The organism is Brevibacterium spongiae (assembly GCF_026168515.1).
In the GTDB taxonomy this organism is placed as follows: domain Bacteria; phylum Actinomycetota; class Actinomycetes; order Actinomycetales; family Brevibacteriaceae; genus Brevibacterium; species Brevibacterium spongiae.
In genome coordinates this window covers 2,846,435-2,860,083 of record NZ_CP093443.1, presented here as the reverse complement: position 1 = coordinate 2,860,083, position 13,649 = coordinate 2,846,435, and the positions used below count along the sequence as shown (strand labels likewise).

Sequence of the window (13,649 nt, the reverse complement as noted above, 5' to 3'; positions counted from 1 at the left end):
TCAGCGATCTTAGATGAGGATCGCCGAGGCGGGACTCAGTCCTGCTTTCCGCGACGTCCCATGAGGTAGATGATGAACCCGACCGCGGCCATGCCCGAGGCGGCCAGAACGAAGATGGGCCAGGAGCTCACGATCGTGGAGATGATGGACTCGCCGAACGAAGAGCCCGGGTTCTGATCGGCCCGTGGGGAGGGCTGGTCGCCGCCGGTGATGAGGTCGGTGTCGTCCTTGGGCGCCGGTTCGTCCGGGTTCTGCGGAACCGGGTCCGAATAGTCCGGGTGCCTTTCGGGATCGTCGTCCCCGGGCACCCACTCGTCGCCGGTGGTGCCGGGGATGACTTCGCGCCCGTCTTGGGAGCCGTTGCCGGTCGAAGGGTCCGGAGTGGTGCCGTCTGCATCGGAGCTGCCGAGCGTGGAACCGGAACCGTTCTTGTCCGAGTCCTTCTCATCGTCGCTGCCCGAGTTCGTATCGGAGTCGTTGGAGTCCGAACCCGAACCGGAGCCGTCGGAGTCGGTGCCGCCGGAGGAGTCCGCATCGGAGTTTCGGCCTTCGGAGTTCGCGTCCTGATTGCTGGAGTTCGAGTCCCGGCTATCGGCGTCGCTTCCGGAATCGCTGTCGGTGCGGTCATTCGACCCGGAAGTCGAGGCATCAGAGTCTGCCGAGGAGGCGCTGTCGGACGGGGTAGTGCCGTCCTTGGAAGCGGCTTTGTCCGACGATGAGCTGCTGTCACCGGAGCCCCCGTCCTTATCGGCCGAACCGCTGGTGCCGGCATCGGATGTCGCACCGTCGGCGTTGCTCGACGAGTCCGAGTCGCGACCGTCGTCCGCGGCAGTGAGATCTTTGTCGGCCGTGCCGTTGTCAGAACCCGAGGTGGAAGCTCCCGACGAAGCACCCTCTTTGTTGCCGCCGGCTCCATCGTCACCCCCAGGGGTTTCAGTGTAGCGCTCGCCTTTGGCCGTGATGGTCTTTCCGTTGGCGGTGAAGGTCCAGTCAGGGTCCGGCCCTGTGATGCCGAAGCCCTCGAACGTCATCTCCTTCTTGGTGTCGGCGTTGAGGATCTTGCCTTCACCATCGAACGTGAATGAGTCCGGCGCGTCGGCCTGCGCCGTGGCCTCGGCGACGGAGCGTCCGCTGTCGTCGGTGTCAGAATCACTGGTGGCCGAGCGGCCAGACCCATCGCCTGACGACCCCTGCCCCGACTGAGCCGGAACGCGGACCATGTCGCGCCCGGGGTTGTCGAACGACTCACCCACCCAGCTCTTGGGAAGGCTGCCGGGCTCGCCGTCCGGTGCCTTCACGGTCATTGTCTTTGAGAGCGGATGCCATTGAGTCGTCAGCTCCTCGGCGGTTTCACAGGGCCCATCGGTCCCCGGAATCGGTTCGTCGTCTTCAGGGGCTTTGCACGCCTTGTCGTAGTCGGGCTCCGGGTCGGTCTTGTCGTCCCCATCGTCCGCCGCGCCGTCATCCGTGCTGCCGGCGGAGGAGTCGCCGTCAGAACCGTCGGTGCCATCGGACGTCCCGGCCGCCTCGGTGTCGGCTGTCTCTGTCGCACCTGCCTCTGCGGATGGTGTCGGCTGGGCGAATGCGGGATCGATCGTGCCGGAGACCGGGAGTGCCACCAGGGCAAACGCAGCGCCGATAGCGGCCATCCTGCGACTGAACTGGCGTGTTACTGGCACTTCTTTCCTTCGCGGTGGGGATTCCGGCTGCATGGGGTCAAGGGGACATGACTGTGCGACACGTCGTTCACATCTTAATGTCTTGGACTCTTGTGATAAAGCCTCAGGGGTGATTCGCCGTGGCGAGACCCCGGAGACCAGCGGTGATTGTCGGGTATCGAGAGACCGCTGCGATCTCCGAGGGGGCGCTGAAATCAGCGATCCTGGGTGTCGGACTTCTTCGGGTAGGCCCGGATCGTGGAGTCATCACCGAGCACAATGGCTTCTCTGCCGTCACCGACGACGGCCAGGAGGTCGGTGTCGGTCTTGAACGCCTGTTTGCCGGCGAGCAGACAGGAGGTGTTCGTGTCCATGGTGCAGGGGACGATGGTGCCGCGCGGTTCGGAGAGGTGGATGTCACGGCTGGAGACATCCATGAGCAGCAGACCCGACTGCAGGTTGAAGAGGTAGGGGCCGATGTATGCGCGTTTGCCCCCTTGGCCGCGGACCCATGTCTTCTCGCCGACGATGTCGGTCGTCGTCGTCACGGTCGAGAGGATGGAGCCGTCCTCGAGGGAGTGGACGACGAGCTGGATCCGGTGCCCGGAGTTCGTCGAGGCGCCCTGTTCGCCCCACAGTGTGATGGCCTTGCCGTGGCCTGCGGAGATCCAGTCGATGATCTGGAGTTCGTCTGCCGGACGTTCGAGTTTGATGTCGCGTTCGGAACCGGTCTTGAGGTTCTTGGCCTTGACCGGGCCGTTCCAGTCTGAGCTGAAGAGCTCATCGTCGTCGATGGCCATCGGCGTGGAACCGGCCTGCGGCGTCGGGACGTCCTCAAGTCCGTCGGTGCCGAAGGTCGACAGCTTGTTGCCGGACTTGATGAGAACGCTCTTGCCTGCGGAGGTGATGCGGGCGTTCTCGGGCAGCTGGTAGGTCTTCGGCTTCTTGTCTCCGTCGAAGAGCGCCTCGGCGGTGTTGCCTGACTGCCACAGCAGGGCCGGACGGCCGTCGATGACGGTGTCGACGGCGAACGTCGGCGATTTGCTGATCGAATCCTTGTACCGGGATTTGCCGGTATCTGGGTCGAGGACTTCGAGCTTCCCGTCGTTGACGAGGAGGACGCCGCGGTCTGATGCGGTCACCGAGGCGTGTTTGGGCACCTCGGCCTCCCACTTGGGGGAGTTGTCGAAGCTCGGCACGACGTCGCGGGTCTTGTCGACGGAGAGGTCCGAGGCCGGATTGACCTGCTGCTCGGAACCGATCGTCTGCGGGGCGTCATCGGATTCGACGGGGACGATATTGGGGACGACGAACGCGCCGACCATGAGAATCGCCAAGCCGATGAGCACGAGGCCGGGAACCGTGATCTTCTTCAGACGCTGCGGGCGATTGCGGGAAGCGCGCTTGCGCGGCTGGGTCTTCGTCACCTTCGGTGCGGTGGCGGGAGCTGGACCGGAGAACGGTGTGCCCTGCGGGTAGGCGTCATTGCTGGAATTCGCAGGCTCGGTCCGGGCTGCGGCAGAATCGTGCGCGGCCGAATCGTGTGCGGCGGGGTCCTGCGCGGCAGAGCCCTGTGGGGCCGAGCCCCGCGCAGTCGAATCGTGCGCGGAGGACCCGGCGGCCGCCTCGGCGCTGGAGTTCGTCTGAGCTGTTGGAGTGGTGTCCCCGGTCGCGGAGTGTGCGCCGCCGGTCTCTGGTTTCGGTGCGGACCCGACCTTGCCCTGTGCATCGATGGAGATGTCGGTCTTCTTTTCTCCGTCGTCGATCGTCACTGTCAGCGGCGTGGCGGTCTCCCGGGCATAATCGCCGAGGTAGGAGATGGCCTGGCCGGTGTCCGAATAGCGACTCGTCGCCCCGTTGAGGGAGATGTAGGTGAACCCGTCATCGGAGACGGAGATCAACGCACGAGTCATGTACAGGGTTCCTTGAGGCATATCGAGGACGGGACCGAATCAATCCTAATGAATGTCGAGGGCTGCTCCTACCGCTTTTCCGAAACCGTTATACAACGCTATGGAATCGTTGCACGCAGGGAGATCTGCGTCTCATTGTCGGTGATGTGCCGTTCTGGTTTGCCCGTGCCGACGGGGTGCGGTTAAGATGTATTTTGCTGTCTGCGCCGAGGCGCAGCGCATGTGGTGGGTATAGCTCAGCTGGTAGAGCGCCGCGTTGTGGTCGCGGATGTCGCGGGTTCAAGTCCCGTTACTCACCCCGATCGGGAAGCCCCGTGATCTGCTGGAACAAGCAGATCACGGGGCTTCCTTCGTTGTCGGCCGGGTCTGAGCGCGAGACGACTCCTCGGGGTTATAGGGGGATGCGGACCGATGGACGTTCGCTCATCGACACGGCGTGGAGACAAGGCATGGACTTCCGGCGGAGAAGTGACAATACTCGGCACCAGGAGCCTTCCTCGTGAAGGTCCTGCTGACGCACAGAGTCGATTCGACGAACAGGAGACGTGCAATGAACACCCCAGAGAACATCGCATACACCGCAAAGGCCGAGATCACAGGGGGCCGTGACGGTCACGGAGCCACCGATGACAAGGTGCTCGACGTCGACCTCCGCAGCCCCAAGGAGATGGGCGGCCCCGGCGGTGCCACCAATCCGGAGCAGCTCTTCGCCGTCGGCTACGGGGCCTGCTTCCAGGGTGCAATGGCACTGGCCGGCAAGGAGCTCGGCGTCGACACCTCGAAGTCCGTCGTCAACTCCGAGGTCGGAATCGGCAAGGAGGGCGAGAGCTTCGGCCTCAGCGTCAAGCTCACCGTCACCGTCCCCGGCGTCGACCAGGACACGGCGCAGAAGGTCGCCGACCGCACCCACGAACTGTGCCCCTACTCGAAGGCCACGCGCGGCAACATTCCCGTCGAGATCGTCGCCGTCGCCTCCTGAGCCGAGGGCCGAGCCTGAGAATGGACGTGGACCTCGCAGTCGTCGGCAGCATCAACGCCGACATCACCGCCACCACCTCCCGCCTGCCCGCCGCCGGTGAGACCATCGGCGGCGGCAGGCTCACCCGGTCGCCCGGCGGGAAGGGAGCGAATCAGGCTGCCGCTGCGGCCCGCCTCGGAGCGCGCACCCGGATGGTCGGCGCCGTCGGTGCCGACGCGGAGGGGCGAGCGATGGTGCGGGCACTCCGCGCCGCCGGGGTCCGAACCGATGCCATCGCCGAGGCGGACACGGAGACCGGGACCGCGCTCATCATGGTCGACGCGCAGGGTGAGAATCAGATAGCCGTGTGCGAAGGCGCGAACGCTCGGGTCAGCCTCGACGGGGTCGAATTCGGTGAGGACGAAACCGTGCTCACCCAGCTCGAGATCTCACTCGACCTCATCGTCGAACTTGCCCGGCGGGTTCCGGGATACTTCGTCATCAACGCTGCCCCGGCACTCGCCCTGCCCGCCGAGGCGGTCGACCGTGCCGATCTCATCATCGTCAACGAAACCGAATACTCCCACCTGCCGCAGCTGCAGGACGCGAAGCATGTGGCCGTGACCTATGGCGCCCGCGGTTCGGCACTGCTCTCCCGCGGTGAGCAGATCGCCTTCGCCGAGGCGCTGCCGAGGAACCCGGTGAGCACTGTCGGTGCCGGTGACGCGTTCTGCGCGGCACTGACCATCGGACTGCGCAGCGGGTTCGAGCCCGCGCAGGCGCTGCGTGCGGCGAACGCCGTCGGTGCGGCGGCCGTGATGGACGTCGCCGCTCAGCCGTCCTTCGATTCGCTCGAGACGTACCTGTCCGGCGAGGTGTGACCTGGCAGACTGGAGTGCATCGGACTCGTCCGCCGCAGTCCCGCCACGCCACCATCCGCCCCACGAGGAGGACACTTGACGAGCACACCCGCATACGATCCTTCGCTCCTCACCGGATTGAGCGCGTTTCCGCTCACCCCGCTGACAGGCGAGACCCTCGACGAGGATTCCTACACAGGGCTCATCGAGCGCCTCGTCCTCGCCGGGGTCGACTCGATCACCGCACTCGGATCGACCGGGTCCTATGCCTACCTCGACACAGAGGAACGCGCGCGGGTCGCGCAGCTGACGGTCGATTCCGCGCTCGACATCCCCGTCCTCGTCGGAGTCGGAGCACTGCGGGCGAGGGACGTGCTCACCAATGTCCGCTCCGCCGAAGACGCCGGTGCGCAGGGTCTGCTGCTCGCGCCGGTGAGCTATCAGCCGCTGACCGAGGACGAAGTGTTCGAACTCTTCCGCACAGTCGCGGATTCCACGGATCTGCCGATCGTCGTCTACGACAATCCGGGCACCACTCATTTCACCTTCACCACCGAGCTCTACGCCCGACTCGCCGCACTCGACGGAGTGGCGTCGATCAAGATCCCCGGCTTCCCGCTCTCACCGGCCGGGTGGGATGAGCGCATCGGCGAGATCCGTGCCGCCGTGGGCAATGAGGTGACGATCGGGATCTCCGGCGATGCCCACGGCGCGGAGGGACTCATCGCCGGCTGCGACGCCTGGTACACGGCAGTGGGCGGCACAGTCCCCGAACCCCTCCTCGAAATCACCCGAGCGGCAGAACTCGGCAACGCCGACCAGGCACGTGAGCTCTCCGCCGGCCTGCAGCCGCTGTGGGATCTTTTCGCCGAGTTCGGCGGCAGCCTGCGGGTGAGCGCCGCCATTGCCGAACATCTCGGTCTCGTGGGTGCAGACAGTCTGCCCCTGCCGGTCCGTGACCTCGATGCGAGTGCGAAGCGGAAAGTCGCCGAGGTGGCCGACCACCTCGACCTCGGCTGAACGCGCCTTCCGCCGACCGCTCAGGTTACCGCCGACCGCTCACCGCGCAACGTGATACAGCGGCGGCAACGTGTGCGGTCGGTGACGGATCGCCGAGCTGAGTGTGTTCACCACGTGTCCATCTGCGGTTCGGGACCAGTCCATTCCGGGTGCCTATGAATGAGTGGTTGCGGGTCCGGTCGGCCCGCACCCGACTCGATCCCGGAGAACCGATGACGAAACCTCTGTCCGTGAAGATGCTCACCGCTTCGGCGGCTTCCCTCCTGCTGGCCACCGGATTCGTCGGCGGCACCGCAGCGTTGGGAACCGATGCCGCCCACGCCGCAGAAGTGCCCGAGCCCATCAGCTCCTCGGCCTCCGACGCGCAGATCGAGATGGGGTTCCTCGGCTCGTATGAGACCGGACAGTTCGACGAATCCGCCGCCGAGATCACCGCCGTCCACGGCGACACCGTCTTCACGGTCAACGCGCAGGCCGCAACCGTCGATGTCATCGACGCCTCGGACCCGAAGAATCCGAAGAAGATCTCGGAGATAACCGGCACCGGCGTGGCGAACTCGATCGCCATCCGCGACGACGGACTCGGCGTCATCGCCCTCGAGGACGAGGACAAGACGAAGCCCGGTTCGGTGATGTTCTTCGACGCGAACAACCCGGAGGCGGACATCCTCGGCGAGGTTCCGGTCGGCTCCCTGCCGGACATGGTCACCGTCACCCCGGACGGCACTCACGCACTGGCGGCGAACGAAGGTGAGCCGGCCGATGATTTCTCGACCGATCCCGAAGGATCGGTGTCGGTCATCGATCTGCCCGCCGAGGTGGCCGCCGCCTCGGATGAGGACGTGCACACCGCTGACTTCCACGACTTCGAAGACGGCGGGTCGAAGACACTGCCCGATGATGTGCGGATCTTCGGACCCACACCGGAATCGGACCTGCCGATTTCGCGGAACCTCGAACCCGAATACATCACCGTCACCGGTGACAAGGCGTACGCCACCCTGCAGGAGGCGAACGCGATCGCGGTCGTCGACATCGCCTCGGCCACTGTGGAGAAGATCCTTCCGCTGGGGCTCAAGGACCACGGGCAGGCCGGCAACGGAATCGACGCCTCGGACCGCGACCCCGAGGACGCTCCGACCGTGAACATCACGGAGTACGAGGGGCTCAAAGGCGCGTACATGCCCGACACGATCTCGAGCTTCACCTCAGGCGGCACTGACTACCTGGTGACCGCGAACGAAGGCGACTCGCGGGAGTGGGGCGACTTCGTGGATGCGGCCAGGGTCAAGGACCTCGGCGAAGACGGGCTGGCCCCGGTGTGCGAGACCTCGCCCTTGGCCGACGAACTCGACGATGAGGACCTCGGCAGGCTGAACATCATCACCGACATGGGACTGAGCGAGGACGGCGACTGCTACGAGGAGCTCGTGGCGTTCGGCGCCCGGTCGTTCTCGGTGTGGACGACCGACGGGAAGCTCGTGGCCGATTCCGGGGATGAGTTCGAGAGACTGACCGCCGAGGCGGCACCCGAGTTCTTCAACTCCAACCACTCCGAGTCCAACCTCGAAGGTCGCAGCGACGACAAGGGCCCCGAGCCCGAGGCGCTGACCATCGGCGAAGTGGGGGAGAAGACGTACGCCTTCGTCGGCTTCGAGCGGGTCGGCGGAATCGCGGCATTCGACCTCAGTGATCCGAGTGCGCCGAAGTTCGCCACCTACTTCAACAACCGTGACTTCTCGGTCTCCGTCGAGGACGTGATCGAGGATGCCTCGGACCCGGCGGCGCTGCTCTCGAGCGCCGGGGATCTGGGTCCGGAGGGCATCACGTTCCTGTCCGCTGATCAGTCGCCTTCGGGTGAGGCCGCGCTGGTCGTCGGCAATGAGGTCTCGGGAACCACGAGCCTGTATTCGGTGGCGGACCTGGCCGACGGCGGTGGAGATGACAGCGCTGAAGACGACGGGGACGAGAACGCCGGGGCTGACGAGGATGCGGGTGCCGGTGCGGACGCCGCGGCCGGCGCCGATGGTTCCGAGGCTGATGAGGACGCCGGTGCAGAGTCTGCCGCCGGCGGTACCGGTTCCGATTCAGCAGGCACCGGCTCGGATTCCGACGCCGGAACCGCCGGTTCGAGTGCGTCGTCCGGGACCGATGAGGCTGCCGACGGCTCCGAGGACACCGCGAACGCCGAGGGTTCTGCGGAAGGCTCCCAGGACTCTGCGGACTCCGATGGGGACCCGCTGCCGCGCACGGGAGCTGACCTCGGTCAGTACCTCATCCTCGGCGGCATCGCCCTCGGACTCATCGCCATCGGAGTCGCAGCCTTCCTGCTGACGCGCCGCCGCCGCTGACAACACGCGCCGCCGCTGACACCAAACGCCGACCGCTCATGGTGCCGTCGCTGTACCGCGTTATGCGGTGAGTGTTCGACTGCAGCATGAGCGGTCGGCGAATGTGGGTGTCTCGGAGGTGGACGCTCGCCTCAGTCGATCTTGCCGATGGGTTCGCGCTTCTCGGCCTGGAACTGGTCCTCGGCACGGCCATCGGCCCAGTAGGCCGAGATCGACAGAGCCTCTCGCGGCACTTCGCGTTCCTTGAGCACCTTGCGGATCGACTTGATCGCCTCGCGCTCGCCGTGGGCGAAGACCTGCGGGGTGCCGGGAAGCCACTCCAACTCCTGCACGGCGCTGATGAGCTCGTCATAGGAGTCCACCCACTTCACCTCGATGCCGGCAGGCACCTCGGGCAGAACTCGGTCGGCCGCCTCGGCGACATGGGCGATGATGGCTCCGCGCGCATCGGCAGGCATCGCCTCAAGGGCTGTGCTCACCGCGGGAATCGCTGACAGGTCGGCGATGAGCAGGTGCCAATCGGACTCGGCGGCGGGAGCGTACTTGCCGCCGGCTCCGAAGAGCACGAGCCTGTCACCGGGGGCGGCGTTCTTCGCCCAGGGACCGGCGACGCCAACGTCGTCATGGATGACGAAGTCGATGCTCAGCCATTTCTCGTCGACGTCGATCTCACGGAGCGTGTAGGTGCGGCGACTCGGCAGCTTCTCCGGAGCCTGCTCGCGCAGCTCGTCGAGATCATAGGGCGGGACGAGTCCGTGGGCGGGGTCGGCGAAGAGGAGTTTGACGTACTTGTCTGTCGCATCGTTGACGGTGATGTTGTCGAAGGTGTCATCGCCGCCGAGGCGGATCCGCACCAGGTGCGGGGTGACTTCGGTGACCTCGAGGACGGTGAGGATCGCCTGCGCGCGGGCAGGTCGGGCGGTGCGCTCGGGGGTGTTCGGTGCGGTCGTCATCAACGGCCTTTCTCAAGCGGGGTACCCCTGCAGGCTCGAGGCCGGGTCCGGACGGCGAAGCCGCCTCGGCGCAGGAATTCGGTTAGGCTCACCTTATCAAATGCCGTTCAGTGCCCACCGTACGGGTTCAACCAGTCGGGAGACCCGACTCCGCCCGGCCCGACTGAACTACCTGATGCGTTCGGCCATCTCCCGGCGGCGATCGTCGCGGACGCGTTTGAGTCCCTTGACCGATTTGAGCGAATCGAGGATCTCCACCCCGGGCAGCGCCGAGTTCGGACCCTTGCACTGCATCAAGTCGTCGGGATCCATGAGCACCACACGGGTGCCGTCGTCCTCGAGGCGGGACAGCGCCTCGGTGAGCATGTACCTGGCCACCGAGTTGATCTCATTGACCCGACGCAGGTCGAGGACGAACGTGTCCGTGGTCGAATCCGGCTCGTCCATCGCGCGCAGGACGTTCTCCGACCCGCTCCACTGGATGAGTCCCTGGAGGCTGCAGATGCGGACCATGTTGCCCTCACCGTCGACGAAGCGGCGGTCGCGCCGGATGATCGAACGGGCCGGTTCGGGGGCGTCCATGATGTGCAGGCTCAGCCGGTCCGAGAGGTCTCGGAAGATCTTCGCCCCGCGCACGCTCGTGCCGTGTCTGTCCAGGCGCGGGGAAAGGGTCGCAATGCCGACCTGACCGGGCATGACTCCGAAGACTCCGCCGGAGACGCCGCTCTTTGCGGGCATCCCGATCTCCGTCATCCAGTCGCCCGCAGCGTCGTACATGCCGCAGGTCATCATGACCGCGAGCACCTGCCGGTTGACCCTGGGGGAGAGCACCTGTTCGCCGGTCAGCGGGTTGAGGCCGCCTCCGGCGAGGGTGGCGGCCATGATCGCGAGGTCCTTGACCGTGACGAGGATCGAGCACTGCTCGATGTAGCCGCGGACCACCTCATCGGGGTCGTCGTAGAAGATGTCGTAGGACCGGAGCATGTTCGCGATCGCGACGTTGCGGTAGGCCTCACGCCATTCGCCGTCGGCGACGTCTTCGTCGATGGTCAGCTCCCGCCCGGCGAAGCGGGAGAGGCCGGAGCGGACGATCTCGGTGCGTTCGGCCAGGCTCGCCCCCGGATCGCCGAGGATGGAGTGGATGGTCATCGCGCCGGCATTGATCATCGGGTTGAGCGGCCGACCCGACTTCTTGTCGAGGGAGAGCTCGTTGAACTTCTCCCCGCTGGGTTCGACGCCGACCTTTTCGAAGACTCCCGCCAGGCCCTCCTGTTCGAGGGCTAGGCCATAGATGAACGGCTTCGACATCGACTGGATGGAGAACGCATGCTCGGCATCGCCGGAGGTGTATTCGACGCCGTCGAGGGTGGAGATGCAGATCGCGAGCTTCTCCGGATCGGCGGCGGCGAGAGCCGGGATGTAGTCCGCATTCTCACCGGACCGGTCGGGACGGAAACGATCAAGCGTCTCATCGAGGAAATCCGGAATGGGCGATCGCATGGCACCTCCTGCTGAAATCGGGGTCGGACGGCACAGCGTGGCTTGACGCAGACTGCCATTCTCACACACTCTCCCGCCGCCTGCCGCCCGTGGTGACTGAGCTGACAGTTCCGCCGATCCGGTCCCTTGCGGCAGAACCCTGACGCCGATGCCGGCGGTGTTCCAGGTCTGGCACCGAATGTGCGGCTCCTGTGACGGGACCTGGCCATAGTGTGATGACATGACCCGCCCCAAGCTGTTCCTCCTCATCGGCATCGCGTTCGCCGTCGTCGTCATCGGCGTCATCGTGACCGCGCTGGTGCTGCGATATGCGCTGCCCGAGCCGGTGACCGACAGATTGTCCGAGCATGCGCTCACCCCGGAAGAGACCTTCACCGAGGTGGCCCCGCACAGAGACGGCTCAGTGCAGATGCGTCAGAGGCTGATCTTCGAGTCCCCGAGCGATGATGGAGGACCGGTGGGGCTGTGGATCAGTGATGCTGCATTGGGGCGGAATGTTCAGTCTGGCAACCGTCTGGCGATGATGCCGAAGATCTCTTCGCTGAGCGCCGTCGAACTGAGCACGGCCGACGATTCGACTCGGAGCTCGCCGAAGACACTCGGAGAGTTGGATATCACGGTCGACGAGAAGAAGACGGAGGGCTTCGACCATCCGGCTGCGCACTTCATGTTCAGCCCGAAGGATTCTCAGGACGCGACCGTGGAATGGAGCAAAGGCCGTCATGTCATCGAACTCGAATAGGTCCTCGATGAGGTGTTCATGACTGTGGCCGGTGAGGAATTCTTCGCCCTGCCCGTGCCGATGCTCGGCACCGGCCACCTCACACTGGAGACGCACACTCTGAGCATCGACACCGTCGGGCCGGTGTACTGTCCGGCCGCCAACGTCGACTTCGACCTCGGCGACGGCTGCGACGCCGCAGCATTCTCACGGGTCCGGGACAGTGGCGCGGCCAACAATGGTGACGCGGCCAACAATGGGGAGGCGGCCGACAATGGTGACGCGGCCGAAGATGGAACCAAGGTGGTCTGGCGGAAGTCATATACCGACAGTCGTGAGGTCATCGCGTTCGATCCTCCTGCGGGAATGACCGCATCCCCGGTCCACGCATATGAGAGGCAGGGGTGAGAATGATGAGACGACCACACCGGTCCAGACGTGCGTTCGCCATGTTGGCAGCGCTCGCTCTGACTGTCACGATCGCGACCGCGGTGGTCGTGTCCAGTGGGGCGGATGCAGCGGTGCCTCCGGTGCGCAACAGCGCCACGGTGCACACGCTCAGCATCGCCGCGGACGGCAGCTACTCGGTGCGGATAGACGAGAGGCTGGACTTCATCCGGGACACGAAGTGGTCGTTCGGCGGTGACATCCATGACGGATTCCGCCTGCCCGACTCCGAGTCCCTGCTGCCGCCGTATCTGCGGGCGCACTATTCGAATCCGCAGGGAAGCATCGATTCGAGCCCAGCGGAGGCGAGCATCGAGTCAGAGATACATTCGGTTGATATCGGCTTCTCCACGGATGAGCTCGCTGTCGGATCGCACCGAGGAGTCCTCGACTACGAGGTTGCCGGGGCAGCCGTGCCGGCAACAGTCGTGCACGGGGACGAGGGCCGCGGCGTCGTCGTGTACTTCCGCCCGTTGGATCGCGGAGACCTCGTCATCGAGTCCGCGGCACCGATCACTGCCGTCGACTGCGAGGTCTTCTCTCCGCGCGGCGAGCCGTGCGGAGAGACGAAGGGAGACGGCTGGACGGTATCGGGCGAGGAGCTGCTGAACGATCACGCCGTCATCGACGCAGTGCGGATCACGATCGACGCCGACCCGAAGTCCCTGCCGACCCCGGAGATCGATTCCTGAGTCCGTGCCGACGACTCAGCCGTGCTGTCGAAACGAACCGAGCCCCTGCCACGGTCGGCAGGGGCTCGATGAGATGAAGCAGAAGGTCCGTGATCAGCGATTTCCGGCAGATCCGTTGTCGCTGTCGAAACCACCGTCGCCGCGATCATCTCTGCGGACTTCGTCTCCGTGGACATCGTCTCCGCGGGCCTCGTCTCTGCGAACATCGTCGCCGCGGTTCGCTCCACCGGGCTGGCCACGGTCCGAACCGATCGCGTTGTCGGCGGCATCACGGGCCTTCTTGATCTTGTCCGAGTGCTTGCCGCCGGTCAGCGACTCTGCGACGCCTGCCGCTTTGTCGAGGATCGAATCGGTGACCTTCTCGGCCTTCTCCGAATTGAGCTTGTCCTTGACCTTGGGGTCGTTGGCGAGGTTCTTGGCTTTGTCGAGGAACTTGTCGAATGCCATGGCACGGTCCTTCGTGTCGGTCGAATGCTCTGTCGATGCTGATCGCGGGGATGGAACTGGGTACGCCTCGAAGCCTAGTGGGGCAGTCTGTGACGAAACTGGCAATCGCGTCGCGCCAGCGAGAGATAA

At 65.4% G+C, this 13,649-nt stretch carries 12 protein-coding genes and 1 tRNA gene; 8 read left to right on the top strand and 5 right to left on the bottom strand.

Features of this window, described 5'->3' with window-relative positions:
• Nucleotides 1-35: 35 nt before the first annotated feature.
• Entirely contained in the window at nt 36-1,649 is a 1,614-nt protein-coding gene (locus L1F31_RS12820; RefSeq protein ID WP_265417667.1) for a hypothetical protein, read from the bottom strand.
• 224 nt (nt 1,650-1,873) lie between these two features.
• Nucleotides 1,874-3,571, bottom strand: coding sequence for a hypothetical protein (locus L1F31_RS12815; RefSeq protein WP_265417666.1), 1,698 nt, complete (start codon nt 3,569-3,571; stop codon nt 1,874-1,876).
• A 225-nt stretch (nt 3,572-3,796) separates the two neighbouring features.
• On the opposite strand from L1F31_RS12815, the gene L1F31_RS12810 reads away from it, so the two are divergent.
• From L1F31_RS12810 to L1F31_RS12790, 5 genes are all read left to right on the top strand, one after another.
• A tRNA-His gene (locus L1F31_RS12810) sits at nt 3,797-3,869 on the top strand.
• A 252-nt stretch (nt 3,870-4,121) separates the two neighbouring features.
• Nucleotides 4,122-4,550, top strand: a complete 429-nt coding sequence (locus L1F31_RS12805) for an organic hydroperoxide resistance protein (protein WP_265417665.1) — start codon at nt 4,122-4,124, stop codon at nt 4,548-4,550.
• A gap of 20 nt (nt 4,551-4,570) precedes the next feature.
• Nucleotides 4,571-5,410 (top strand): PfkB family carbohydrate kinase, encoded by an 840-nt coding sequence (locus tag L1F31_RS12800; protein ID WP_265417664.1) that lies wholly within the window; start codon nt 4,571-4,573, stop codon nt 5,408-5,410.
• 75 nt (nt 5,411-5,485) lie between these two features.
• Complete coding sequence (locus tag L1F31_RS12795; protein ID WP_265417663.1) at nt 5,486-6,409, top strand: dihydrodipicolinate synthase family protein; 924 nt, start codon at nt 5,486-5,488, stop codon at nt 6,407-6,409.
• Nucleotides 6,410-6,621: 212 nt separating this feature from the next.
• Nucleotides 6,622-8,760: a choice-of-anchor I family protein gene (locus L1F31_RS12790; RefSeq protein ID WP_265417662.1), complete on the top strand. Its 2,139-nt coding sequence runs from the start codon at nt 6,622-6,624 to the stop codon at nt 8,758-8,760.
• 131 nt (nt 8,761-8,891) lie between these two features.
• Here the strand turns inward: L1F31_RS12790 and L1F31_RS12785 are convergent, their stop codons facing one another.
• Complete coding sequence (locus L1F31_RS12785) at nt 8,892-9,713, bottom strand: siderophore-interacting protein (protein WP_265417661.1); 822 nt, start codon at nt 9,711-9,713, stop codon at nt 8,892-8,894.
• Nucleotides 9,714-9,881: 168 nt separating this feature from the next.
• A complete protein-coding gene (locus tag L1F31_RS12780) occupies nt 9,882-11,213 on the bottom strand; it encodes a glutaminase (protein WP_265417660.1) in 1,332 nt (443 codons plus the stop codon).
• Between the two features lie 220 nt (nt 11,214-11,433).
• Between L1F31_RS12780 and L1F31_RS12775 the strand changes: the two genes are divergently transcribed.
• The 3 genes from L1F31_RS12775 to L1F31_RS12765 are packed head-to-tail and all read left to right on the top strand — an operon-like array spanning nt 11,434 to nt 13,073.
• The gene (locus L1F31_RS12775) at nt 11,434-11,955 is read left to right on the top strand and encodes a hypothetical protein (protein ID WP_265417659.1); all 522 of its coding nucleotides are present in this window, start codon (nt 11,434-11,436) and stop codon (nt 11,953-11,955) included.
• 18 nt (nt 11,956-11,973) lie between these two features.
• Nucleotides 11,974-12,342, top strand: a complete 369-nt coding sequence (locus tag L1F31_RS12770) for a hypothetical protein (protein ID WP_265417658.1) — start codon at nt 11,974-11,976, stop codon at nt 12,340-12,342.
• A gap of 41 nt (nt 12,343-12,383) precedes the next feature.
• Nucleotides 12,384-13,073, top strand: coding sequence for a hypothetical protein (locus L1F31_RS12765; RefSeq protein ID WP_265417657.1), 690 nt, complete (start codon nt 12,384-12,386; stop codon nt 13,071-13,073).
• A 93-nt stretch (nt 13,074-13,166) separates the two neighbouring features.
• On the opposite strand, the gene L1F31_RS12760 is transcribed toward L1F31_RS12765, so the two are convergent.
• The gene (locus L1F31_RS12760; RefSeq protein ID WP_265417656.1) at nt 13,167-13,520 is read right to left on the bottom strand and encodes an antitoxin; all 354 of its coding nucleotides are present in this window, start codon (nt 13,518-13,520) and stop codon (nt 13,167-13,169) included.
• Nucleotides 13,521-13,649: the final 129 nt, after the last annotated feature.